At 34.1% G+C, this 24972-nt stretch carries 17 protein-coding genes and 1 tRNA gene; 9 read left to right on the forward strand and 9 right to left on the reverse strand.

The features are described from left to right. Positions 1 to 4: 4 nt before the first annotated feature. The 3 genes from HPY79_06245 (at position 5) to mscL (ending at position 2296) form a co-directional block, all read left to right on the forward strand. Entirely contained in the window at positions 5 to 1324 is a 1320-nt protein-coding gene (locus HPY79_06245) for a TIGR02221 family CRISPR-associated protein (protein ID NSW45395.1), read from the forward strand. Next, entirely contained in the window at positions 1318 to 1686 is a 369-nt protein-coding gene (locus tag HPY79_06250) for a CRISPR-associated protein (GenBank protein ID NSW45396.1), read from the forward strand. Before HPY79_06245 ends, HPY79_06250 begins: the two co-directional genes overlap by 7 nt. 184 nt (positions 1687 to 1870) lie before the next feature. Further along, positions 1871 to 2296: a large-conductance mechanosensitive channel protein MscL gene (gene mscL / locus HPY79_06255; protein ID NSW45397.1), complete on the forward strand. Its 426-nt coding sequence runs from the start codon at positions 1871 to 1873 to the stop codon at positions 2294 to 2296. Positions 2297 to 2303: 7 nt separating this feature from the next. On the opposite strand, the gene HPY79_06260 is transcribed toward mscL, so the two are convergent. Next, positions 2304 to 2912: an NUDIX domain-containing protein gene (locus HPY79_06260; protein ID NSW45398.1), complete on the reverse strand. Its 609-nt coding sequence runs from the start codon at positions 2910 to 2912 to the stop codon at positions 2304 to 2306. On the opposite strand from HPY79_06260, the gene HPY79_06265 reads away from it, so the two are divergent. The 3 genes from HPY79_06265 (at position 2911) to HPY79_06275 (ending at position 10139) form a co-directional block, all read left to right on the forward strand. Then, on the forward strand, positions 2911 to 3549 hold the full coding sequence (locus tag HPY79_06265) for an orotate phosphoribosyltransferase (GenBank protein ID NSW45399.1): 639 nt from the start codon (positions 2911 to 2913) through the stop codon (positions 3547 to 3549). The two genes, HPY79_06260 and HPY79_06265, sit on opposite strands and share 2 nt — an antisense overlap. A gap of 1 nt (position 3550) precedes the next feature. Further along, positions 3551 to 3955 (forward strand): hypothetical protein, encoded by a 405-nt coding sequence (locus HPY79_06270; GenBank protein NSW45400.1) that lies wholly within the window; start codon positions 3551 to 3553, stop codon positions 3953 to 3955. 103 nt (positions 3956 to 4058) lie between these two features. Then, positions 4059 to 10139, forward strand: a complete 6081-nt coding sequence (locus HPY79_06275) for a hypothetical protein (GenBank protein NSW45401.1) — start codon at positions 4059 to 4061, stop codon at positions 10137 to 10139. Positions 10140 to 10236: 97 nt separating this feature from the next. Here HPY79_06275 and trxB read toward each other — a convergent pair whose 3' ends face one another. The 3 genes from trxB to HPY79_06290 form a co-directional block, all read right to left on the reverse strand. Then, positions 10237 to 11229, reverse strand: a complete 993-nt coding sequence (gene trxB / locus HPY79_06280; GenBank protein ID NSW45402.1) for a thioredoxin-disulfide reductase — start codon at positions 11227 to 11229, stop codon at positions 10237 to 10239. Between the two features lie 60 nt (positions 11230 to 11289). After that, a complete protein-coding gene (locus tag HPY79_06285; GenBank protein ID NSW45403.1) occupies positions 11290 to 12186 on the reverse strand; it encodes a DUF4249 domain-containing protein in 897 nt (298 codons plus the stop codon). 123 nt (positions 12187 to 12309) lie between these two features. Further along, on the reverse strand, positions 12310 to 14667 hold the full coding sequence (locus HPY79_06290; GenBank protein ID NSW45404.1) for a TonB-dependent receptor: 2358 nt from the start codon (positions 14665 to 14667) through the stop codon (positions 12310 to 12312). A gap of 121 nt (positions 14668 to 14788) precedes the next feature. Between HPY79_06290 and HPY79_06295 the strand changes: the two genes are divergently transcribed. Next, positions 14789 to 14862, forward strand: a tRNA-Pro gene (locus HPY79_06295). A gap of 263 nt (positions 14863 to 15125) precedes the next feature. After that, on the forward strand, positions 15126 to 17252 hold the full coding sequence (locus HPY79_06300; protein ID NSW45405.1) for a cation:proton antiporter: 2127 nt from the start codon (positions 15126 to 15128) through the stop codon (positions 17250 to 17252). 3 nt (positions 17253 to 17255) lie between these two features. On the opposite strand, the gene glmM is transcribed toward HPY79_06300, so the two are convergent. Together glmM and HPY79_06310 are read right to left on the reverse strand one after the other, a co-directional pair. Continuing rightward, positions 17256 to 18632, reverse strand: coding sequence for a phosphoglucosamine mutase (glmM, locus tag HPY79_06305; protein ID NSW45406.1), 1377 nt, complete (start codon positions 18630 to 18632; stop codon positions 17256 to 17258). 2 nt (positions 18633 to 18634) lie between these two features. After that, entirely contained in the window at positions 18635 to 19591 is a 957-nt protein-coding gene (locus HPY79_06310) for a glucosaminidase domain-containing protein (GenBank protein NSW45407.1), read from the reverse strand. 244 nt (positions 19592 to 19835) lie between these two features. On the opposite strand from HPY79_06310, the gene HPY79_06315 reads away from it, so the two are divergent. Beyond that, positions 19836 to 21278, forward strand: coding sequence for a leucyl aminopeptidase (locus tag HPY79_06315; protein NSW45408.1), 1443 nt, complete (start codon positions 19836 to 19838; stop codon positions 21276 to 21278). Here HPY79_06315 and rnr read toward each other — a convergent pair. The 3 genes from rnr to HPY79_06330 form a co-directional block, all read right to left on the reverse strand. Further along, a complete protein-coding gene (gene rnr, locus HPY79_06320) occupies positions 21250 to 23382 on the reverse strand; it encodes a ribonuclease R (GenBank protein ID NSW45409.1) in 2133 nt (710 codons plus the stop codon). The two genes, HPY79_06315 and rnr, sit on opposite strands and share 29 nt — an antisense overlap. Before the next feature lie 133 nt (positions 23383 to 23515). After that, complete coding sequence (locus HPY79_06325; GenBank protein NSW45410.1) at positions 23516 to 23944, reverse strand: hypothetical protein; 429 nt, start codon at positions 23942 to 23944, stop codon at positions 23516 to 23518. 2 nt (positions 23945 to 23946) lie between these two features. After that, positions 23947 to 24969, reverse strand: a complete 1023-nt coding sequence (locus HPY79_06330; protein NSW45411.1) for an FAD:protein FMN transferase — start codon at positions 24967 to 24969, stop codon at positions 23947 to 23949. Positions 24970 to 24972: the final 3 nt, after the last annotated feature.

Here is a 24972-nt window from a genome sequence, read left to right on the forward strand (position 1 = left end):
TCTTATGGGCAAAACAATATTCCTATCATTTTTAGGCACCAATAATTACTTAGAGTGTATTTATCAATTCCCCGATAATCAATCAGTGCAAACCAAATACACTCAAATTGCAGTTATTCAAAAACATATCAATGAAATAAACGAGTTTATCTTCTTTTTAACAGAAGATGCAAAAAAACTGAATTGGGAAGGCGAAACTAATTTAAAATCTGAATTAAACAAACTGAATATTGATGAAAGTAAAATTAAAACCGTTGATATACCCAATGGATTTAATAACGATGATTTGCTTAATATATTTACAAAATTAACAATTAGCACACCTGAGCAGGCTAACTTAGTAATAGATGTAACCCATTCATTTCGTTCTTTACCTATCACGCTTAGTTCAGTATTGGAATTTCTAAAAAAAGTAAAAAATGTAAACATTCAACACATTTACTATGGTGCTTTTGAAGTACTCGGAAATCCAAAAGACCTTCAAGGAAAACCTATAGAAGAAAGAGTCGCACCAATGCTCGATATTACCTACCTAAGCGCCATTCAGGATTGGACCACAGCCGTTGATCACTTCTTAAAATTTGGTAATATATCAAAACTAAAACAATTAAGTGAAACAACCATTAAACCCATATTAACAAAAACAAAAGGACAAGATCAATTTGCAAGTAAAATCAGGAACATCGTTTATACATTAAACGATCTATTAACAGCTATTTATACTTGCAGATCTAAAACTATACTTGAAATATTCTTAAAAAATAAAAACAATAATAAAAGCAAATTAGATACACTATTAGAAGATTTAGATTATATCTTAAACAATAATGACTTACTTCCACAATTAAACGAACCATTCAAAAAGATTAAAGAAAAAGTTATTTCAATAAACGATGAAAAAACACTAATAAGTTCTATTAAAATAGTTCAATGGTGCATAGATTTTAATTGGATTCAACAAGGATATACGCTACTGCAAGAAAATTTGCGTAGTTTTATTATGACTGTATTTAATAAAGATTATAATAATAGAGATGAGCGGGAAAATTTATCAAAGGCACTTAATATAATTAGTAAAAATATACCTGAAAATGAATGGGGAGCAGAAAATAAAGATTCAATAAAGTATTATGTTGACCAAAAAGATAAATTATATGAACTAGCAAAATTATTTACGGATTTAAGTGATTTCAGAAATGATATAAACCACGCCGGGTATCGGGATAATGCAATAAATTCAAGAACTTTAGTTGATGGATTAAATTCCTTTTATGAAAAAGCTTTAGAAGAAATTGAAAGTTTTAAAATTAACCGATTATGCTAATTAACCTCTCCAATCATCCATCTGATAGTTGGCCTGAATCGCAAAAGCAGAAGGCCCATGAACTATATCAGGAAATTATTGATCTTTCTTTTCCTGAGGTTGACCCTAATGGCGATGAGGAGTATATTGAAAATTTAGCAGAACTTTACTTAAATAAAATAATCGAAATTAAAAATAGAACTTCAAATACTGTTATAGTTCATCTTATGGGTGAACTAACATTTTGCTTTGCGTTAGTTAAGAAATTACAGGGCTATAACATCAAATGTGTTGCATCTACTACTAAGCGTATGGTTGATACAACTTCGAAAAATACAATAGTAAAAACCTTTTCTTTTGTTCGTTTTCGCGAGTATATATAATTTTTGCAAAAAAATATTAAACCCAAATAAATTAAGTAGTTCGGCTCTTACAGCGCCTTCTTCTGATAAATTTGGATTGAAAACAAGTCTAACATTATTTGACTACCATAAATTGATAAAAAAAGTTAATTTTGTATATTATAACATATTTAAAAACAACTAATGAAAAATCATGATTATGGGTATTATTAAAGAATTTAAAACATTTGCCATGAGAGGAAATGTAATAGACATGGCGGTTGGTATTATTATTGGTGGCGCATTTGGTAAAATAGTAAGCTCACTTGTTAATGATATTATTATGCCCCCTATCGGTGTTTTAATCGGTGGGGTTAAATTTACCGATTTAAGCATTGTAATTAAAGATGCTGTTCCTGCTAGCGTTAATAATTTAGGGCAAACCATTCCTGAAGTGCCTGCTGTAACGATTAATTATGGTAACTTTGTTCAAGTCGTTTTTGATTTTTTAATAATTGCATTTGTTATTTTTATGATGATAAAAATGATGAATCGATTGAAAAAGAAGGAAGACGAAACACCAGAACCTCCGGCTCAGCCAACAAAACAAGAATTGCTGCTTACAGAAATACGCGATTTGTTAAAAAAATAAGAATATTTCACTTAGATTTATAAGATAAAAACTTTTCAACGACCTGAACAATAGAAGGATAGGACAATTGCTTACGTTTTTTCCATTGTTCGCGACTTACCCATTCTACTTTTTCAATATTTTCTTCGATTTGAGGAATGAGTAAAGTATATTGTTCTCTATAATTACATAAATACCAATGAGTACGCTTTAAAATAGGTTTATTATTTAAATTATAAACATGGTAGGTGTGCTCAAAAAAAGTACAATCATCGGGATTTATAGTTATGTTGCACTCTTCTTTTATCTCCCTCACTGCAGTTTGCAATGGGCTTTCACCCTCATCAATTTTTCCTTTGGGTAAATCCCAATAACCTAATCGGTAAATCATTAACCATTGTTGCTGCTCGTTTACAATTAAACACCCGGATGCTTCTATGGGTTCATAGTTCGATTGAAATTCGTTGAAAGCAACTTCAGGTTTTTTAGTTATAAGAACGATCGATTTTTCATTGAACAACGAAATGATTTTATTCCAATCGAAAGGTTCGTAAAAAAATATATCTTTGTCGCCAGATAACGGTAAATGATCGGTAATCAAAAGTTCATGGTTAACATTATAAATTGAATATTTCATGAGTCAAGAATTAAAAATGGAAATTGCTAAAAATTTGTTACAAATTAAAGCAATAAAATTGAATGTAGAACAACCTTTTACCTGGGCTTCGGGTTGGAAGTCGCCTATTTATTGCGATAACCGTAAAACCTATTTCTATCCCGAATTGCGAAAACTCATTACTCAAGGCTTTGTTAAGACTATACAAGAAAAATTTCCCCATGTTGAAGTTATTGCCGGAGTGGCAACCGGTGCGATTGGATATGGTGCATTAGTTGCCGAAGCTATGAATTTACCCTATGTATATGTACGCAGTGAGCCCAAAAAGCATGGTTTAGAAAATCTTATCGAGGGCGAAAATCCACAAGGCAAAAAAGTGGTGGTGATTGAAGACTTAATTTCGACCGGCGGCAGCAGTTTAAAAGTTGTTCAGGCTTTACGCGATGCCCAAGCCAATGTACTTGGTCTTACTGCAATTTTTACATATCAATTCGATACTGCCATCAATGCTTTTAACGAAAAACAATGCGATTATTATACATTAAGCAACTACGAAACGCTCATAAATATTGCTATTGAGATGAACTATGTAGAGCAACATCATCTCGAAACATTATCGGAATGGAGAAAATCACCCGGAACTTGGAAACAAGAGTAATATGCTAAAAATAGAAAGTAAAATAGGAACGGTTCGTCGAAGTTCAATGGAATTATACGAACTTTTAAGTAATTTTGAAAACTTTATTTCTTATATTCCTCAAGATCAAATTAAAGATTTATTAGTTGAAAAAGATCGGTGTTCGTTTACCGTAGAAGGACAAAAAATGGAGATCATTATTATTGATAAAGAGCCTCAAAACTTTATCAAATTTGGCAGTGGCGAATTAAGTCCTGTAAAGTTCTTTTTCTGGATTCAAATGAAAGAAGTAGAGCCTTATGTAACTAAAATAAAGTTAACCATTCATCTCGACATTCCGCTTATAGCTCAACCTTTTGTAAAAGGGAAAATTGAAAAAGCTCTCAACGAAATGATGGAACGTATCTCTTCTATGGGGAATAATTAATTATTTAACAAGAGTGTTTTTACCCTATTTTATGCAATAATTTTTTAAATATTTTTATATTGGCACAATTTGTGTTAACTTGCTTTGCCAAAAATTATTCATTATGACACATAAACATGTTTTTTCGTTGCTGACAATTGTTTTGTTGGCTGGTTTTTCGTTTTCGCAACCTAAACCATCTTTTTACAAAAATCAATGGCGAAAAGTAGATAGTCTCGAAAACAAAGGCATGGTAAAATCTGCTTTAGAATTGGTTTTACAAATTCAAAAAAACGCAAAAGCAGAAAACAATGTGGCACAGGTTGTCAAAACACGCATTTATCAGTTGAAGTATCGAAACATCATCGAAGAAGATGCTTTCGAAAAAATATTAACCGAAATGAGCAACGAATCGTACCAAGCACCCTTTCCTTATTCGTCTTTATATCATAGTTTGTGTGCCGAATTATACTGGCAATATTACCAAAATAACCGTTATCGTTTTTACAATCGAACCTATTCGTCCGACGAAAGCAACGATATGCGGACATGGAGCTTGACACATCTTACCGATGTAGCTATTAAGCATTATTTAAAATCGCTTGAAGAAAAAGAAAAACTTCAAAAAACGCCATTAAAAAATTTTCAGGAGATATTAACTTATGGAGAAAATTCTGAAAATCTTCGACCAACGTTATACGACTTTTTAGCATTTAGAGCTGTTACCTTTTTTACCAATAAAGAATTAACCTTGTCGCGACCGATCGATGCATTTGAACTTGATGACAGCACCTATTTTACCAATGCCCAATCGTTTATACAACAAAAAATTAAATCAAACGACACGTTATCGCTCCAATTTTATGGAATAAAAATACTGCAAGATATATTAGCCTTTCATATCAACGATGCTCAACCCGATGCTTTTATTGATGCCGATTTAAACCGCCTCGATTTTGTGTACAAAAACACCATTCTCGAAAACAAAGACCAACTCTATATCAATGCACTGCAACAATTATTTGAAAACTATAAAACATTTCCATATTCCAATGCCATTGCATATCAGTTGTGCTTACAATGGTCGCTTATGTCGCAACAATACAATGCCTTCGACAGCAGCACTTATATGTTCAAAACCTATAAAACCAAAGCCTATCAATTTGCCCAAGAATGCATCAACCGACATCCCAAAGCTTTATACAGTCAACATCTAAAAAATTTTATGGAAGGATTGGAAAATCAAACTCTTATTTTTGAAGTAGAAGAAACGGCCATTCCCAATAAACCCTTTGCTATAAAATTAACTTATACCAACATTACAAAAGCATTTATTTCGGTTCGCTCCATTGATAAAAATAAATACCAAGAGCTTGTTTACAAAGAATATGGCGAGAAACTTATCAATACCCTGGTTCAGGAATCAAAAGAGGTGTATAAAAAAACAACGGTTTTCCCCGACGACAAAGACTTTAATACCCATAGCGTAGAAGAAATATTAAGCGGACTACCCCAAGGTTATTATGTTGTTATTGTTTCGGGCTCCGAAAATTTAATGGACAATAATGCTACTCGATGCTATCAGAAATTAGTGGTTACCAATTTGGCAATGATATCCAACCGCCAAGAAGATGGTTCTTACAAAATTGTTGTTACCAATCGCGAAAGTGGAAAACCTATTCCCAATACTCAGGTCATTTTGTACAAATATGTTTATGGTCAAACTAAAGATCATTATGTTAAAGGGAATACCTATATTACCGACAACAATGGTATGGTAACTGTTCTAACACCAGACGATCCCTTTAGAAAGAAAAACGACGGCAGTCTATATATCGAAATCAAAACCGACAACGAAAGTTTGATGTCCAATCAAAGCTTTTACTCCTATTACTACAATCAACGTGATGATATGGCTCGCCAACAAATTACACTCTTTACCGATAGAGCTATTTACCGCCCAGGGCAAACTGTCTATTTTAAAGGTATCGTAATTACAAGCAAAGGTAAAAGCAGAGAAATTGCCCCGAACTATCCTGTGAATATTTCGTTACGAGATGTTAACTATCAAGTGGTTGATGAAATACAAAAAATTTCTAATGATTTTGGCACTTTTAGCGGTTCATTTAAGATTCCTGAAGGTTTGCTTAATGGAATGTTTACTTTGCATACCAACGAAGGAAGCATTAATATTCGAGTAGAAGAATATAAACGACCCAAGTTCTTTGTTACTGTTGAACCCAACGAAACTGAATATGTATTGGGAGATTCGATTACTGTAAAAGCCAGTGTAAAAAGCTATGCTGGTGTTCCATTGCAAGGTATTCCCGTCAAGTTTCGTGTAATTCGTGTTCCACGTTGGAGGGGCTATTGGTATTGGTATCGTCCACAAACTCCACCCACAGAAATCGCTAGCGGAACCATTAAGACCAACGATAGTGGTTTTGTATTTATTACATTTAAAGCAATTCCTGATAATCATTATCCGATCAACGAATCGAGCTTTTACAATTACCAAGTAACCGTAGATGCCACTGATATCAATAACGAAACCCAATCCTCTTCGGTTACCGTATCGGCAGGTGCAGTTAGCTTGTTTTTCAATCTTGCAGTTAGCGATATAATGACTCATAAAGAGATTGAAAAAATATTATTTAAAGTTGAAAATTCAAATGGAATAAAAATTCAGGCTAATGGGAGCTATAAAATAACTAAACTTCAAGACCCTGTTACACTTAATCGAAATCGTTTGTGGACGGTACCCGATAAAAAACTTTATACACGCGAAGAATGGGAAAAAATATTCCCTCATAATGAATACGATAACCCTCTTACTATTTATCAATACAAAGAACTGCAAACGCTTTATAGTGGCACCTTCGACACAAAAACCGATACCGTTTTAGCTTTTCCATTGGCAAGCACTTGGCTTCCCGGAGCCTATGTAATTGAATTAACCGCCAAAGACAGCAAAGGCAAAGATGTTCATCATAAAGAATATTTTACCCTTTTTGCTCCCGAACAAGGCAAGCAAGTTCCACAGGCTGTGCCCTTATTTATTAAAGCCTCTAAGCAACAATACAAACCTGGCGAAACGGCTAATATAACTTTAGGTAGTGCTTTTGATGAAGCTCAGGTTTTAATGGGAATGTCATATTTTGATAGCCCCGAAACCTATCGTTGGATTACATTAAAAAATAAACAACAAACCGTAATTGAAATACCAATTGAAGAAAAACATCGCGGTAATGTATATTTATCTTTCCTTATGATTCAAAACAACCGCGTATATCAGCAAAATATTTCTATTTATGTACCATTCGACAACAAGGAACTTAAAATCACCACCGAGACTTTCCGTTCTAAAATATACCCAGGTCAAAAAGAAACTTGGAGATTAAAAATTACCGGACCACAAGGCGAAAAAGTAAATGCAGAATTACTGGCTTCGATGTACGATAAATCGTTAGATGCTTTTATCGGTCACAATTGGTCTTTTAATCCTTATCCATATTTCTATCAAAATATGTATTTTGCAGCAGACCAATTTTCGCTATTATCGGGGAATTGTTATCAAAGCTATAAAAACTATACCAATATTCCATCTATTACCTATCCTCAATTAGATTGGTTTGGTTTTTATTATTCTTATGGTTCTTACCGCAATGGTGGTCATAAAAGTGCACGCTATACAACTTCACGTTTAATGGATAGCCCTGGTAAAGCAGATACAAAAGAAGCTGAAGAAGTCGTAGATGCTATGTTGCCTGCAACAGCTAAATCCCTTTCAGAACAAACGGTTGCAACAGAAAAAGACAATAGCAAAAAACAAGAAGAAAAGGGCGGAATGATGTCAGATATAGAAAATAATACAACACTCCCAACAATTCGTAAAAACCTAAATGAAACAGCTTTCTTTTTACCAGATTTAAAAACAGATGTTGATGGAAATGTTGTTTTTTCGTTTGATGCACCCGAAGCACTAACTACCTGGAAATTTATGTCTTTTGCCGTTTCAAAAGATTTGAAATATGGATTCTATCAAAATGAGTGTATCACTCAAAAAGAAATGATGGTTACACCACAGTTACCACGATTTTTTAGAGAAGGTGATAGCTTACAAATATTCATAAAAGTTGATAATTTAAGCGATAACGAACAAAAAATAAAGGTTCGTCTGCATATCGAAAATGCTTTAGCCAACCAAAACAATCTTGTGCTAAAAGACGAAAAAGATATTGTGATAAAACCTAAACGCAGCGATGTGGTTTCGTTTACCTTTAATGTACCCTCTCATTTAGCTTTAGTAAAAGTTACATCGTTGGCACAGGGAGTCAACTTTAGCGATGGCGAAGAAGTAATGTTACCTGTATTGCCCAACAGAATGCTTGTTACCGAATCGTTGCCTTTTTATGTACGGGGTAAACAACAAAAACAAATTGATTTTAAACGCATAAAAGAAGCATCACAAAGCTCGACTTTAACCCATGAATCATTAACATTAGAATATACCGCTAACCCTATTTGGTATGCCGTTATGGCAATTCCATATTTACGTTCATTCCCTTACGAATGCAACGAACAGTTGTTTAATCGTTATTATGCCAATAAGCTTTCGCAATATATTGTAAATGCCATTCCTAACTTCAACAATGTTTTTAACGAATGGCTCAAAGACACCGTAAATAATCCGCTCAACTCACCGTTAAGCAAAAACCAAGAATTAAAATCGGTTGTTTTAGCCGAAACACCTTGGGTTGAAGAAAGCATGGACGAAACATCTCAACGACACGATATTGCTTTGTACTTCGACAAAAAAAGAATCAACAACGAATTGAGGCAAGCTGCATCAAAACTAATAAAGAATCAATATCCCAATGGTTCGTGGAGTTGGTTCCCCGGTATGCCCGAAAGTCGTTACATTACACAATACATCGTAGCTTCGAATGGACGTCTCGAAAAGTCGTATCAAATCGATTCTGATTTACAAAATGCTATGAGTAAGGCGATTGTTTACCTCGACCGACAAATAGAAAAGGACTATAACGAATTGAAACGATATACCCGAAAAGAAGATCTGGATAAGTATCATATCAGCTATTTTCAAGTTCATTATTTATATGCCCGAAGCTTTTATTTAAATAAGAATAAAGGCTTTTTGCAATCGGAAGCGTATCAATATTTCTATGGGCAGGCTAAGAAATACTGGATAAATATGTCGGAATACATGCAAGGAATGATTGCTTTAGCAATGAACAGAAGCAACGACATTGAAACGGCAAAAACTATTATCAAGTCATTGCAAGAACGCACGGTCGAAAGCGAAGAACAAGGAATGTATTGGAAGACCATCAGTCGTGGGTTATCGTGGTACGAATCGCCTATCGAAGCTCACTCGCTATTGATCGAAGCGTTTAATGAAATTTCAAAAGACTATAAAGTAGTTAATGAGCTTAAATTGTGGTTGTTACTCCAAAAGCAAACACAAAACTGGAAAACTACAACTGCCACTGCCGATGCTATTCACGCTTTACTATTTACAGGAACCACTGAAATGACTACTACTTTTGATGCAGAAATTATCTGGGGTAATAAGCCTGTAAAAATATCTAAGTCTAATGTTGAAGTAGCTACGGGTCATATCAAAGAAAAAATTGAACGAGATAAAATCAGCGACTCGTATGCTCAAATCAATGTTGAAAATAAAGGGAACGACATTTCGTGGGGTGCCATTCATTGGCAATATTTTGAAAACCTCGATAAAATTTCGGGTTACGAAAGCAATTATATGTCGCTAAAACGCGAATATTACCTCGAAAAAATAACGCCATCGGGAAAAGTTTTGGAACCCATCAATCCCGGAAGTACCCTAAAAATTGGCGATGTAGTTATTGTCCGTTTGGTTCTTGAATGCGACCGTAATTTAGAATATGTACACTTGAAAGATATGCGTCCCTCGTCGTTTGAGCCTATGCAAACTCTATCGGGATATTTTTATAAAGATGGCTTAGGATATTATGGCGAAACCAAAGATGCATCGTACAACTTTTTCTTTGATTATATGCCACGGGGCAAATATGTGTTGGAATATAGTTTACGCGTATCGCAGAAAGGCAAATTCTCGACAGGAATATCTACACTGCAATGTATGTATGCTCCCGAATTTAATGCCCACGCACAAGGCATGTTGATAAAAGTAAAGTAAAACAAGAATATTTTTTCGGGAAATACAAGAATTTCATTTTTTAAAGAAAAAAAAAATTATTGCGGATCAATAAAAATGGGTGGTGTATTTTTATATTTTATTCTCTATTTGACAAATATCGTTCAGCTTCGATAGCTGCCATACAACCTGAACCTGCTGCTGTAATGGCTTGTCTAAAAAGTTTATCTTGTACATCACCACAAGCAAATACACCTGCAACATTGGTTTGTGTACTACCTGGTTTTGTAATAATGTAACCAACTTCGTCGGTTTCGATATATGGTTTAAAAATTTCAGAATTTGGATGATGTCCGATTGCGACAAAGAATCCTGAAATATCTATTCTTTTTTCGTTACCATTTTTATCGGTAAGAATGACCCCATTAACGCCGTTATCATCTCCCACTATTTCTTTTGTTTGGTGTTCAAATAAAATTTCGATATTAGGAGTATTCATTGCTTTTTGTTGCATAGCTTTGGATGCTCTTAAATAATTTTTACGTACAATTAAATATACTTTGCGACAAATTCCAGCTAAATAGGTAGCTTCTTCGCAAGCTGTATCGCCACCACCAACTACTGCAACGTCTTGTCCGCGATAGAAAAATCCATCGCATGTGGCACATGCCGATACGCCTTGTCCTTTGAACTTTTCTTCGGAGGGTAGCCCTAGATATTTGGCAGTAGCTCCTGTCGCAATAATAACCGATTCTGCTTCGATTATTTTTTCGTCGTCGATCCAAACTTTATGAATGGGTCCGGTAAAATCTACTTTGGTTGCCATGCCAAACCGAATGTCGGCTCCGAAGCGTTGTGCTTGTTTTTTTATATCTTCCATTAAAACCGGACCGGTAACACCTTCGGGGTAGCCTGGAAAATTCTCAACTTCGGTAGTTGTTGTAAGCTGGCCACCAGGTTGTAATCCTTCGTATAAAACAGGCTTAAGATTTGCTCTAGCAGCATAAATAGCTGCTGTAAGCCCTGCAGGTCCGCTGCCAATAATTAAACATTTTACTTGTTCTTTGGGTAATTCTTTGTTTAAATTTGAATCGTTTTTTTCGTTTGAGTTAAATGTTGAAAATAATCCCATATAATAAAATTTTAATGTTTTTCGCTTAAATAACTATTTTGCAAAGTTATATGAAAATATCTAATATTTTACATATTTAGGAATTTTTAACGTGTCGATAAATACTCCATATCCTCCCCAAATGCCAATAGCACCTCCTTCAATGTTAGTTTTTAGCGATGTGGGTGTTGCAAATGGATTTCCATCGGTCATAAATTGTTGTTCTACTGAGTACCAAAAACGGTAATGTTGTACATCAATTTGGCAGAGTTTAACTACAACTGTTTGTCCGGTTCTGAAATACCAACGTGCAACCCCAGCTGAATCTAAACCTTGGTCGTCGTATAAATTATCTTCAAGGGGATTTCGTCCTCTAAATAGTTGATATTCTGCCTTTTGTCCGTTAAAATATCGGTCGTCTGCTACAGATGGATAGGGATGTAGAAATACGCTATCTTTTCCAATAATTTTTGTAAAAGCACGGTAATAATTTCCGAGGGTATCGGGGTCTTTTAAATATATCCAAATAAAACCTAAAGTATCTTTATTGACATCTGGTTTGAATTTTAAGCTATCGAATGCAACGGGATGAGGGATAGTAGTACGGGCGGTGTAGGTTTTGCCGTCAACCATAACGGTTAAATAGTATTGTTTGCCTGCTTGTCCTTTAATTTTTGTTCCTATATATTTAAGATAAGGAAAAGTGTAAGGGTCTAAGCTTAATTGCATGGTATCTGTTTCGATACCGTCTGATACGACAATGGTAGCATTTTTAACTATCATATTCATAATAATTTCAGAATCGACGGGGGCAAAGTAAGCAGCAGTTCGAGTAATAAAAGCCCATGCGTATTGCCCATCTTCAATGGCTGCTTCAATTACAATTTTATTTTCGGGGGTAGGCATATTTACTGTAATTTCTTTTTCACATGAAATGAATAGTAAGCTAATTAAAACAATGTTAACAAACTTTTTCATCTGTATTTTTATTAAATAAATGTTACATGGAATAAGCTTTTTGAACAAATAGAAATCAATATTAGTAACGAATAAATTCATTTTGTGTTGATGTAGATTTGTTCTCATGGCTATTGTATTGTTTTAAAAATTAAAATTGTAGGTAATCGATGGTAAAATTGAAAATAAAGATACTTGTTTGGCTTTAGTGGTAATAGAATAGTTTTCGAGATCGGTTTTAGTGTCGAAATAGATAAAGTAAGGGTTCATGCGGTTGTAAACATTATAAACCGAAAAGTTGAGCGACGATTTCCATTTTTTGTTTTTTTGGGGAAAGTTATAATTGACTGAAATATCGGCTCGATGATAAGGTGCTAATCGAAACGAATTACGTTCGCCATATTCGCTAACTATTCTTCCATCAATAAAATATCGTGATATGGGGAGTGTGGTTGCATCGCCGGTTGCATAAACAAATACTGCTCCGAAGTTCCATTTTTCGTTTAAATCGTAAGTTAAAACAACTGATAAATCGTGACGTCGGTCGTATTTGGCAGGGTATTCTTTACCATTGTTTATTTCTTCGAAAAGTCGTGTTGTTTTAGAAAGGGTATATCCTATCCATCCATTGAGTTTGCCGAATCGTCGTTTGACAAAAAATTCTGCGCCAAACGATTTTCCAGAGCCAAATGTAAAGTTATTATCGGGGTTATTTGCCATGTTATCGTCGCTCGTTAAACCTTCTTTGTAGTCAATTAAATTATCCATTGTTTTATAATACAACTCTACAGAGGTTTCGTAAGTGTCGTTTTTAAAGTTTTTAAAGAAACCAACAGCATATTGAACAGCAAATTGTGGTTTTATTTTATCGGTGCAAGGAATCCATGCGTCGGTTGGTAGTGTAGCTGACGACATGCTTGCTAATTGAATATATTGATAGTTTTGAGAATACGATGCTTTAATCGATGTACTTTTATTGATAGAATATCGGAATGAAATTCGTGGTTCTATGTTTTTATAGGTTGCAATATTTTCCATAGACGCATAAGTTAAAGTATCTCTTGCTTGTCGATTTTGATCTAACTCGTAGCGTGTAAAAGGACCTACATGTTGAAAAAGAGTAGGACGGATTCCGGCTGAGAGCTTTATTTTTTCGCTTATATCAAATTCGTCATTGATATAAATAGCTGCATCGTTGGCGTAATAATGAATAATTTTGCCTGTATCGAAGTGAGTGTTTCCAATACGGGCAGAGGCGCTTCCTGGTTCAAAGTCGTGAAAGGTATATTGAGTTCCGAATTTTATAGTATGTAAAACATTGGGCAAAAAGGTATAATCGAGCGATAGAGAGTAATCTTTAACTCCCGAGTACATTTTAAATTCAAAATCGTCTTGTTCGGCATCGAATATAAAATGATAATCGCTAAAAGTTGCGGTTAAATTTTGAAATAACTTTTGGTTAAAAACATGATTCCACCGGGTCGATAAAGTTGTGTTTCCCCAAGGGAATTTGACACCAAAACCATCTTGGCTGTTTTTAAACGAAAATACATCGCGTCCAAAATAGCCACTTAAAAATAGTCGATTGTTTTCTGAAAAACGATAATTTATTTTTGCATTTAAATCATAGAAATAGTAGCCACTTCCTTTCAATTTACCTTTAATAAAAGGTTTAGTTAGTATATCGATATAAGTTCTACGACCCGATATTAAAAAAGATGAGGTGTCTTTTTTAATAGGACCTTGTACAGTAGCTCTCGATGCAATAACACCAATACCGCCATCGATATGATAGGTTTGATTGTTGCCCTCTTTCATGCTAATGTCTAATACAGATGATAACCTACCTCCGTAATTAGCAGGTGCACCACCTTTAATAAGGTTTAAATCTTTAATCGCATCGGCATTGAAAATAGAGAAAAAGCCAAATAAATGTCCGGCATTGTAAACAACGGCATTGTCGAGCAGAATTAAATTTTGATCGGGACCTCCTCCTCGAACGTAAAAGCCACTATTGCCTTCGCCCGATGATTGTACACCTGGTAATAATTGTATTGATTTTAACACATCTACTTCGCCCATAAACGAAGGTATTTCTTTTATGGTTTCGACTGGCAATTTATAGGTGCTCATTTCAACACTTTCGACGTTTTTATTAGTACGTTCACCGGTTACTACAATTTCTGATGCTTGAATAACAGTTGGATCGAGTGTGAAGTTTAATTTTTGATCTTTATCGAGGGTTATTTTTTTGGTAACATCGCTATAGCCAATATACGATACTTTTAATGTGTAAGTGCCTTTGGAGAGTGTTAGCGAAAAGAAGCCATAATTATTAGTAGAAGTGCCTTTTTTTAATTCTTCAACGAAAACATTTGCTGCAGGTAAATCTTCTCCCGATTTTTTATCGCGAACATAGCCACTTATTGTATATTTTTGTCCTATACTCCATATATTTAAGCCTACCAAAATTAATACAATGATGTATTTAAAATATATCATAAAATCAATTAATTAAATAAAAAGTTTGCTCAATTTTCATCTGCTCAAAGATAATTACATAAAAATATCTTGCAAATGTAAAAATGTTAAATTAACTTTGCACTGTAAAATTTTTAATATTCGGGGCGTGGCGCAGTTGGCTAGCGCACTTGCATGGGGTGCAAGGGGTCGGAAGTTCGAGTCTTCTCGCCCCGACAATATGAAAAGGGCTGTCTCAAATGTGAGTCAGTCTTTTTTTTTCAATGTTTTGAAAATTAGTTTATTGATTGTTTAAGTTGCACAATTTTGAATAAACTTCATTTAATTTATCAATTACGCATAAAAAAAATGTAACTTAGGTTTAACAGATAATATTAGTTTGTTTAAGAAACGATGTTTTATGTTTAAATTTATTTTGAATGGATATGCAGTGTTTTATATATTAAATATCGTATCTTTGCATTACTGAAAAAACTTTTATGTTGCCCATAAATGAGCTTTTGTTGCAGGAATTTAAAATTCCTTTACAAAATCCGATTTTAGTTTTTGCGCTTATACTGTTAATAATCTTGTTTTCTCCCATAATTCTTAAAAAACTAAATATACCTTCGCTCATTGGTTTAATTATTTCTGGTGTTATTATTGGACCTCATGGGCTCAATTTACTTGAAAAAAATTTTGCAGTTGATTTATTTTCAACTATCGGATTGTTATATATTATGTTTATTGCAGGCTTAGAGTTAGATTTGAATGAATTTATAGCCAATAGGAAAAAGAGTATAATTTTTGGTTTTCTTACTTTTGCTATACCTATTGGAATAGGCTTCCCAATTTGTTATTATTGGCTTGGTTATAATATAATTGCAAGTTTTTTAATTTCAAGCATGTTTGCAACTCAAACATTAGTGGCATACCCCATTGTGAGTAAGCTTGGTGTAGCAAAAAATGAAGCCGTAGCTATAACTATAGGTGGAACAATTTTTACCGATACGGCTGTTTTAATAAATTTGGCCATTATAAAAAATATTAACGCAGCTACTACTGACAATACCTTTTGGATTGCCTTAACCATCTCATTGATCATTTTTTTAATAATAATGTTTTTTATTATTCCGCGTATTACAAAGTGGTTTTTTCAGAAGTTAGAGAGTGAAAAATATTCGCATTACATATATGTATTATTTATTCTTTTTTTATCTGCATTTTTATCTCAATTATCGGGTTTAGAGCCTATTATTGGTGCTTTTGCGGCTGGAATAGCTATGAATTTGGTTATTCCGCACTCCAGTGCTCTTATGAACAGAATAGAATTTATTGGCAATTCTCTTTTTATTCCGTTTTTTTTAATTTCGGTAGGTATGATAATAGACGTCAGCGTCATTTTTCAAGGTCCTACAACTATATTGATATCGGCAATTCTTATTATTATTGCTTTATTTAGTAAATATCTTGCTGCATTATTCACTCAATTTATTTTTAAATATACAGCTACTCAACGACAACTTATTTTTGGTTTAAGTAGTGCTCATGCGGCTGCCATATTAGCTTTTATTTTGGTTGGTTATAAGGCTCATATTATTGACGATACCGTTTTTAATGGAACGATTATATTAATTTTGATTACTTGCATAGTCTCATCATTTGTTACCGAGAAAGCAGCCAAACAATTAGTTATTCAAGGTGATTCAAAAATACATAATTTAGGTTTAAATGTTTGGGAATATATTCTTATTCCAATTGTAAATTGGACGAATTTAGAAAAGATTTTACGTTTTGCTATTTTGCTAAAAGATAAAAAATCGCCGAACCCGATTTCTTTACTAACGATTGTTCCAAATGATTTAGAAGCAGAGGTAAATATTATCAAATCGAGAAAAAAATTGGAAGAATATTTAGAAACTGCTTCGTCGACAGAAACTCCAGTTAATATTATCGTAAGTATTGACCATAATGCTATAGCCGGCATACTACGAACATCAAAAGAAATTATGGCCAATATGCTCTTAATAGGTTGGCCAAAGAAAGCAGATATTTTTGATAAAATATTAGGCGATAATATAGAAAAACTTATTACTGAACTTGATAAAAATATTTTTTTAGCTCATTTCGAAAAACCTTTTACTAGTATAAAGCGGATTATACTTATTACTCCACCATTAGCGGAAAAAGAATATGGTTTTAATCTTTGGAGAACAAAAATTTTGAAAATTGCTAACGAACTAACTGTTTCTATTGTTCATTTTGGCGATATAAAAACCTATGATGCGATTTCTGATGAATATAAAAAGAAAAATAGTTCATTACCAATTACATTTATTCCTTTTAATGAATGGGAAGATTTTTTAATACTTTCAAAATATATCAAAAATAATGATTTAATAGTATTAGTGTCGGCAAGAAAAAGAAGTGTTTCTTATATTAACGAATTAGAAAATATTCCTGTTAAAATGGATAAATATTTTAATGAAAACAACAAGATAGTTGTTTTTCCACAACAATCGTCGAATAATTATTTAAATTTAAGTTACGAAAATATTCCAACAGGAATGAAAACTGTACGGCTTGTGGGGAAAGGAATTAGTTATATTTTTAAAAAGCAAAAATAAGTATCAATTGGAAATAATTTTTAAAATTTTATTTACATGGTTCCATGCCTTTTCTTTGTTAGGAGCTTCGGCATAAAGGCGAATAATGGGTTCGGTATTTGAAGGTCGAATGTGTACCCAACCATCGGCAAAATCTAAGCGAAGACCGTCAATGGTTGATTTTGATTGATAGGGAATAGTGGTTTCGATTTTTTCTTTGATGATGTTGAAATTAAAACCGGGTTGAAGGTTTATTTTATGTTTAACCATATAATATTGTGGATATGTAGCTTTTAATTGCGACATTGAAAGTCCTTTTTTTGTGAAATAGCTTAAAAACAAGGCGACACCGACTAAAGCGTCGCGGCCATAATGTAAGTCAGGGTAAATGACGCCACCGTTTCCTTCGCCTCCAATTACTGCATTTTTTTCTTTCATCATTTGAACGACATTTACTTCGCCAACAGCCGAATGAAAGCATTGACTGTTGAATTTAGCACTAATATCATCTAATGCACGCGAAGAACTGAGGTTAGAAACAGTGTTGCCTTGGGTGTGAGATAAAACATAATCGGCAACAGCAACTAAGGTATATTCTTCGCCGAACATGGTACCATCTTCGCAAATAAAAGCAAGTCGATCTACATCGGGATCAACCACAATGCCAAGATGTGCATGGTTTTCTACTACTGTCTGTTTTATTTGACTTAAATGTTCATCGAGCGGTTCAGGATTATGAGCAAATTGTCCATTGATTTCGCTGTTTAGTAAAATTATATCGTTAACGCCGAGTTGCTTGAGTAAAGCAGGGATAGCCATTGCACCCACAGAATTAATGGCATCGACTACTACTTTTAGGTTGGCTGATTTTATTTCTGTAGGCGTAACAAGAGGAAGTGCAAGTATTTTTTGAATATGATAATCGAGATAATCTTTAGTAATTATTTGACCAAGTTGATGTATTTTGGCAAATTCAAACGATAAATTGTTGCTAAGTTCAAGTACCGAGGCTCCGTCAGCAGCACTCAAAAATTCTCCACGATGGTTGAGTAGTTTTAGCGCATTCCATTGTGCAGGGTTATGGCTTGCTGTAACAATTATGCCTCCATCGGCATGTTCGCCCATGACGGCCATTTCGGTGGTAGGTGTAGTGGCTAAACCGATATCAATAACATTTGCACCACAAGCAACCAGCGTGTTAATAATGAGATTTTTTATCATCTCGCCTGATATGCGAGCATCGCGTCCTACTACTACAATAATATTTTCTTTATTAACATGTTGTTTGCACCATGCTGCATACGATGCTGTAAAAAGAACTACATCGAGGGGTGTGAGGTTTTCGTTGATTTTGCCTCCAATGGTACCTCTAATACCCGAAATAGATTTTATTAAAGTCATATTTATTTTATAGTTTCAGGAGTTAATGGTCGTCTAGTTCTTAAATAGATTACGTCACCGAGCTTTACTTCTTCGTCAGACATGAGATTGTTTCGATAACGCAGTTTTTTTAGCTTTACTGCATAATATTGCGAAATACTATAAAGTGTTTCGCCAGGTTTTACGATATGTTTTTCTTTACCGACTTCTGCTTTGTTGCGTTTGGGTTGAATGTAAAGTACCTGTCCAACATGTAAAGTGCTATCTTTCGTTAAATCGTTATATTTATATAATTGTTTTTCCCACATATCGAATTCTTTGGCAATTCCTTCGAAGCTATCATTGTTTTTGACAATAATGTATAGCACGTCGTTATTTTTCTTGACTTCGTGTTTATTAAGCTGAATATTCCAGTCGTCAGAAGCTGTTTTGCCTTGAGAAGCAGTTTGATTATTGTTGTGCGCATTAAGTTTTATGTCTTCGTCGTATTGGAACAACTGAAAATCTTCGATAATCTTTATGAGCAAGTCGGCATATTGTGGGTTGGTTGCGTAACCGGCATCTTTGAGCCCTTTTGCCCATCCTTTATAATCTCGTGTGTCGAGTTGAAATAAACCTGCATATCGCTTGGTTGTGGTTAAATATGAAGAATGATCATCGAAGCTTTCTTTTACTGAGTTGTATTTGCGAAAGCAATCGTTGGGATTATCATCGTCTTTATAAACTTTTTCGCCGTTCCAATTCATACCACATTTAATGCCAAAATGATTGTTGGCTTCTTTTGCTAGCCAACTATTGCCGTCGTCGCTTTCGAGGCATGCCTGAGCAAGTGTTATACTAGCCGGAATGCCCGTTTTCCGCATTTCGTCGATAGCAGCTTGTTTATATTTTTCAATGTATTCAAGGCGTGTTGTTCGTTTATTTTGGTTGTAAACAAATAATGATAGTGTTATAAATACAAGTGTAACTAACGTCTTCATATAAATATTTTTTTGCCTTCAAATTTACATGAAAAATTTTAGGTTTTATATAGAATTAGTAAAAGAAATGAAACAATTGGGGCTTTTGCATTAAGTTGTAGAAGTAACGCTATGATTTAACGAATCCATAAATTTTAATATGAGGTAGTAAAAATATTAAATTCAAATTTTTAAGTTTATAGAAATTTCATTTTTTCTATCTTTCAATTATTTCATAAAAATGATTAGGTTTGCAGAAAAAAATATGACACAAATAGATAAAATAACCAGTATTTTACCAGATGTTCATTTGGTATTCCTAATGAACGAACATAGTGAAATAGAACAAGTTTCGTTGACAAAAACCGAACAAACTTATTTTCAGCAACAAATTAAATCTAAACAAAGGTCAATTAATATCAACGCCTTTTATCGATGGATGTTCTTTAGGGTTATTGAGTCTGATATCGAAAAAAATGAAATTAAAGAAAAAATACGTCGAGAAGCAGCTTCTTTGCTTAATATTCTTAAAGAACAAAGAATTAGTACGATTCAACTCATTAATGTTACAAATAATGCTCAGCACACACTTGCATTCATCGAAGGGCTTCTACTTGGACAATATTCTTTTACAAAATATCTTACCCAGAAACAGGAATCGGCTTGGATGCTCCAAAAAATTATGGTTTACGATGAAAATATTGAATGGGGAAGCATAAACGAGCTAAAAAATATTTCCGAGGCTGTTTATTTTTCTCGTGACTTGATAAACGAACCTCCTAACACTTTAAACACTATATATTTAGCCGAACAAGCAAAAAAAATGGCAAACGAAAACGGCATCGAAATAAAAGTTTTCGATAAAAAAGAAATTGAAGCCATGGGTATGGGAGGATTACTTGCTGTAAATCGTGGTAGTGTCGATCCTCCTATTTTTATGCATTTAACGTATAAGCCTCAGAATGCTAGAAATACTCAGCCTTTTGTTTTTGTGGGTAAAGGAATTACTTTCGATTCGGGAGGCTTAAATCTTAAGCCTGGCGATAGTATGGATGGTATGAAAAGCGATATGAGTGGAGCTGCTGCTGTATTAGGTTGTTTAATGGCATTAGCCAAAAACCAAGTTCCGGTTTATGTTATAGGTTTAATTCCTTCGACCGATAATCGTCCGGGGTTTAATGCTTTTGCACCAGGCGATATTATTCGCATGATGGATGGTAGTACGGTTGAAATGCTTAATTCCGATGCCGAAGGTAGAATGATACTTGCCGATGCGCTTCACTTTGCCAAGCAATTTGAGCCCAAATTAGTTGTCGATATAGCTACGCTTACTGGTTCAGCCAGCGCTGCTGTTGGAAGAAATGCGACGGTTGCATTTGCTAAAACTAATGAAAAAACTTATGAAATACTAGAACAATCGGCATTTAATACATGGGAACGTATAGTTCGATTTCCATTATGGGACGATTATGCTGAGATGTTAAAATCTGAAATTGCCGATTGCAAAAATATTGGTAATCGCCATGCTGGAGCTATAACAGCAGCTAAGTTTTTAGAACGCTTTACTCAATATCCATGGATACATTTAGATATTGCAGGTCCCGCATTTCTCGATAAAAAAGATAGTTATCGTGGAGTAGGAGGCACTGCGGTTGGTGTACGGCTTGTTTATGACTTTTTTAAGAAAATGATGAGTGAATCATTTTAAAATCGAGGTGACGTTTTTCGAGGTTGATTTTTAGTACTTCGATAGTAACAGTATCGCCCATGCGGTAGCGTTTTTTATATTTTCTACCGTACACTTCCATTCGTTCTTCGTCGTAGATATAAAAGTCGTCATCCATGTCGCGGAGGGCAATCATGCCTTCTGCTTTAGTTTCGGGTAATTGAACAAAAATTCCCCATTCTGTCATGCCTGAAATAAATCCTTTGAATCGTTGACCTATTTTATCAGACATGTATTCAATTTGTTTATATTTAATAGAAGCACGTTCTGCATCGGCGGCTAATTGTTCCATTTCTGACGAATGTTTACATTTAACTTCTAATTGTTCGGCATGTACCGATTTTTCTTTATTCAAATATCGTTCGAGTAGCCGATGAACCATAAGGTCGGGATAACGTCGAATAGGCGATGTAAAATGTGTATAATAATCGAAAGCTAAGCCATAGTGTCCAATGTTTTTAGAAGAGTAAACAGCTTTAGCCATTGCTCGAATGGCCATGTTTTCAAGAATATCGCGTTCGGGTTTAAGTCTAATTTGTTCGAGCATTTGATTTACCGAGTTTGAAATTTGCTGTTGTGAGCGGGTTTTAATTTCAAAGCCCCATTGTTTAGCAAAAATACTAAATTGACGAAGTTTTTCGGGATTGGGTTTATCGTGGATTCGGTAAACAAAAGCTTTGGCACTTTCTTGACCTTTGCGTTTTCCGACATATTCAGCTACCTTCCGATTGGCAAGGAGCATAAATTCTTCGATTAGTTTATTCGAATCTTTTGTTTCTTTAAAATAAACACCAATGGGTTTCCCTTTTTCGTCGAGCTTAAATTTTACTTCTATTTTGTCGAAAGCCATTGCACCTTTTTTCATACGTTGTTGGCGTAAGATTTTGGCAAAGCGATCGAGGGTTAATAATTCTGTAGCAAATTCGCCTTCTTGTTTTTCGATTATTTCTTGTGCTTCGTCATAATTAAATCGGCGATTGCTTTTAATAATTGTTTTACCGAACCATTCGTCTTTGATGTTCATTTCGTCGTCAACTATAAAAACAGCCGAAAAGCAGAGTTTTTCTTCGTTAGGGCGTAATGAGCAAACTTTATTAGAGAGTTTTTCGGGTAACATGGGGACCACTCTATCGACCAAGTAAATAGATGTAGCACGCTTGTATGCTTCTAAATCAAGAACTGAGCCTTCCTGAACATAATAACTGACGTCGGCGATATGGACTCCTATTTCCCAAAGATTATTTTCTACTTTTTGTATTGAGAGAGCGTCGTCAAAATCTTTGGCATCGGCAGGGTCGATGGTAAAAGTGAGTATATTTCTGAAATCGCGACGTTTTTTATATTCTTCAGCTGGAATTTCGTCTGGAATTTGTTCGGCAGCTTTTTCTACTTCTTCGTTAAATCGAATGGGTAAATTGAATTCGGCTAAAATAGCATGCATTTCGGTTTGATGTTCGCCAGCTTTACCTAATATTTCAACAACTTCGCCTAATGGATTTTTGCTTCGTTCTGCCCATTCTACTATTTTAACAATTACCTTTTGACCATTTTTAGCTCCGTGCAAGTTTTCGAGTGGTATAAAAATATCGTAAGGATAAATTTTGGCATCAGTAACTAAAAATGCAAAAGAATGTGATATTTCAATGGTTCCAACGATGGTACGTTGCGAACGTTCGATTATTTCAACTACTACTCCTTCTAAAAAGTCCGATTTTTTTTGAGCAAAAAGGCGAAGCTTAACTTTATCGCCCGGTAGAGCTTTGTTTAAATAACGTGGGTAAATAGTAATTTCTTTGCCTGTATTTTCGTCAATAACAGTTCCAATGCCATGTGGGTTAATTTGCATAATGCCAATTACGGTTCCTGTTTCAGATTTTAAGCGATATTTGCCACGTTGAGCCTCTTCAAGAAAATCCTGACGAGCGAGCTCTTCTAATGCGTGTAATATTTCGTGTTTTTCGACAACATTTGTTATTTGAAGCTGTTTGCTAACTTGCTTGTAATTTAAACTACGTCCAGGGTTGTTAATAAAGAATCCTTTAACTATATTTATGATATTAGAATTCTGTCGTTTTTTTGATGCCATTGATATGATTATTAATTTAACAAAGATAACTGTTTTAAGTAACAGAAAGAAATGTTTATTCCGCTAAATAAGGGATATTAACTTTTATTTAATATAAAGTTGAAATAGGAATAATTTGCTGTTTTTTTGTTGATTAGTTGATTTTATTGGGTAATTCTTTTATAACATCATCAATTTTATCGTCAAAACGTAAATCTTGTATTTGCCAATGGTCGGTTGCGAAGTATAGAGTAAAAACAATTTTAATAGGTTGTCGGTCAAAAACCATCAAATATCCCATATGTACCAATGTATTGTTGACCTCTTTGTGCATGTATTTTTCGTAACGATAAAAATTGCCGATAATGGGCAAAGCCTTATCGAACTTAGCTTTTAAACTGGTAACGATTTCAGGATTCTGTTTTAAGTATTTATTTGTAGCAAAGACATATTCTAAACTGCGTTCTACTCCTTTGGTTTTAAAATAAATAAAAAACGAATCTGCTACTTCGTCTGGTGTTTTTTGAGCTAGTACCGATTGAATAATCAATATTACGAATAGTGTTAAAATAATGGTTCTCATATTTATGGTTTTTGTGATTCTATGGAAGCTATGTTATTTTTTAAATCGTTTGTCATCCAAGTTTTGAGTTTTCCAGAATCTTCAGAATAAATCAAAAATGCACTAAGTTTATTTTCTAAAATAAATTGTTTGCCTTTTTCTAATCCCATAACCATGATAGCAGTCGCTAAGGCGTCGGCATCGGTGCAAGACTTAGATAGGATTGTTGCACTTAATAAGTGATGATGCGTTGGGTATCCTGTATGAGGGTTAATGGTATGAGAGTACTTGGTACCATTTAATTCAACAAATTTGCGATAACTACCACTTGTAGCTAATGATATGTCGGTTATGGATAAAATTGTTTGTAATTCGCGATTGGTTTCATCGCTATTTTCAATGGGTTTATCAACGCCAACTTTCCACTTTTCGCCATTGGGGTTAACGCCCTTTACTTTAACCTCGCCACCTACTTCAACCATATAATTTTTAATTTTTTTTGATTCTAGAAGCATGGCTAATTTATCGACGGTATAACCTTGGGCAATAGCATTAACATCGAACTGAATTTGTGGGTAGTCTTTGATGATTTTGTTTTCTTTTAAATGAACTTTGTGCATACCTACATATTGCAGTAGGCTATCAATAGTTTGGCTATTTTTTATCATGGTATCTTTGGGTAAAAATCCCCAATATCGAACCAAAGGGGCAACGGTAATATCGAAAGCTCCATCGGTTTGTTGATATATTTTATATGAATTTCTGAATATTTCAATAAAATATCGGTCGGGTTCAACGGTAGAATCATTTCTATTGATACGGCTAATTATAGATGATGAGTCGTAAATAGAAAGCGAAGCCGAAATAGCATTTAATAATTTATAAATTTCTTGAACAGGAATGCTATCGGGGTTAGGTTGGTATTTTATATGAAAACTTCCGCCTTGTGTAAAGCCCTCGATAAAAATATACTCTTTATTGGGCTGTTTACAACCAATAATAATGAATGTTAAACCAAAAATACAAAACGTTATGAGTTTGCGCATAAA

Source organism: Bacteroidales bacterium (genome assembly GCA_013314715.1).
Lineage (GTDB): Bacteria > Bacteroidota > Bacteroidia > Bacteroidales > GWA2-32-17 > Ch61.

What these genes read in the sequence shown, in the direction of transcription:
- HPY79_06285 (NSW45403.1), bottom strand. Translation starts at nt 12,186, where the DNA reads ATGAAAAAGTTTGTTAACATTGTTTTAATTAGCTTACTATTCATTTCA.
- HPY79_06260 (NSW45398.1), bottom strand. Translation starts at nt 2,912, where the DNA reads ATGAAATATTCAATTTATAATGTTAACCATGAACTTTTGATTACCGAT.
- HPY79_06300 (NSW45405.1), top strand. Translation starts at nt 15,126, where the DNA reads ATGTTGCCCATAAATGAGCTTTTGTTGCAGGAATTTAAAATTCCTTTA.
- HPY79_06315 (NSW45408.1), top strand. Translation starts at nt 19,836, where the DNA reads ATGACACAAATAGATAAAATAACCAGTATTTTACCAGATGTTCATTTG.
- HPY79_06325 (NSW45410.1), bottom strand. Translation starts at nt 23,944, where the DNA reads ATGAGAACCATTATTTTAACACTATTCGTAATATTGATTATTCAATCG.
- HPY79_06330 (NSW45411.1), bottom strand. Translation starts at nt 24,969, where the DNA reads ATGCGCAAACTCATAACGTTTTGTATTTTTGGTTTAACATTCATTATT.
- HPY79_06265 (NSW45399.1), top strand. Translation starts at nt 2,911, where the DNA reads ATGAGTCAAGAATTAAAAATGGAAATTGCTAAAAATTTGTTACAAATT.
- HPY79_06310 (NSW45407.1), bottom strand. Translation starts at nt 19,591, where the DNA reads ATGAAGACGTTAGTTACACTTGTATTTATAACACTATCATTATTTGTT.
- HPY79_06270 (NSW45400.1), top strand. Translation starts at nt 3,551, where the DNA reads ATGCTAAAAATAGAAAGTAAAATAGGAACGGTTCGTCGAAGTTCAATG.
- trxB (NSW45402.1), bottom strand. Translation starts at nt 11,229, where the DNA reads ATGGGATTATTTTCAACATTTAACTCAAACGAAAAAAACGATTCAAAT.
- rnr (NSW45409.1), bottom strand. Translation starts at nt 23,382, where the DNA reads ATGGCATCAAAAAAACGACAGAATTCTAATATCATAAATATAGTTAAA.
- HPY79_06250 (NSW45396.1), top strand. Translation starts at nt 1,318, where the DNA reads ATGCTAATTAACCTCTCCAATCATCCATCTGATAGTTGGCCTGAATCG.
- HPY79_06275 (NSW45401.1), top strand. Translation starts at nt 4,059, where the DNA reads ATGACACATAAACATGTTTTTTCGTTGCTGACAATTGTTTTGTTGGCT.
- HPY79_06245 (NSW45395.1), top strand. Translation starts at nt 5, where the DNA reads ATGGGCAAAACAATATTCCTATCATTTTTAGGCACCAATAATTACTTA.
- HPY79_06290 (NSW45404.1), bottom strand. Translation starts at nt 14,667, where the DNA reads ATGATATATTTTAAATACATCATTGTATTAATTTTGGTAGGCTTAAAT.
- glmM (NSW45406.1), bottom strand. Translation starts at nt 18,632, where the DNA reads ATGACTTTAATAAAATCTATTTCGGGTATTAGAGGTACCATTGGAGGC.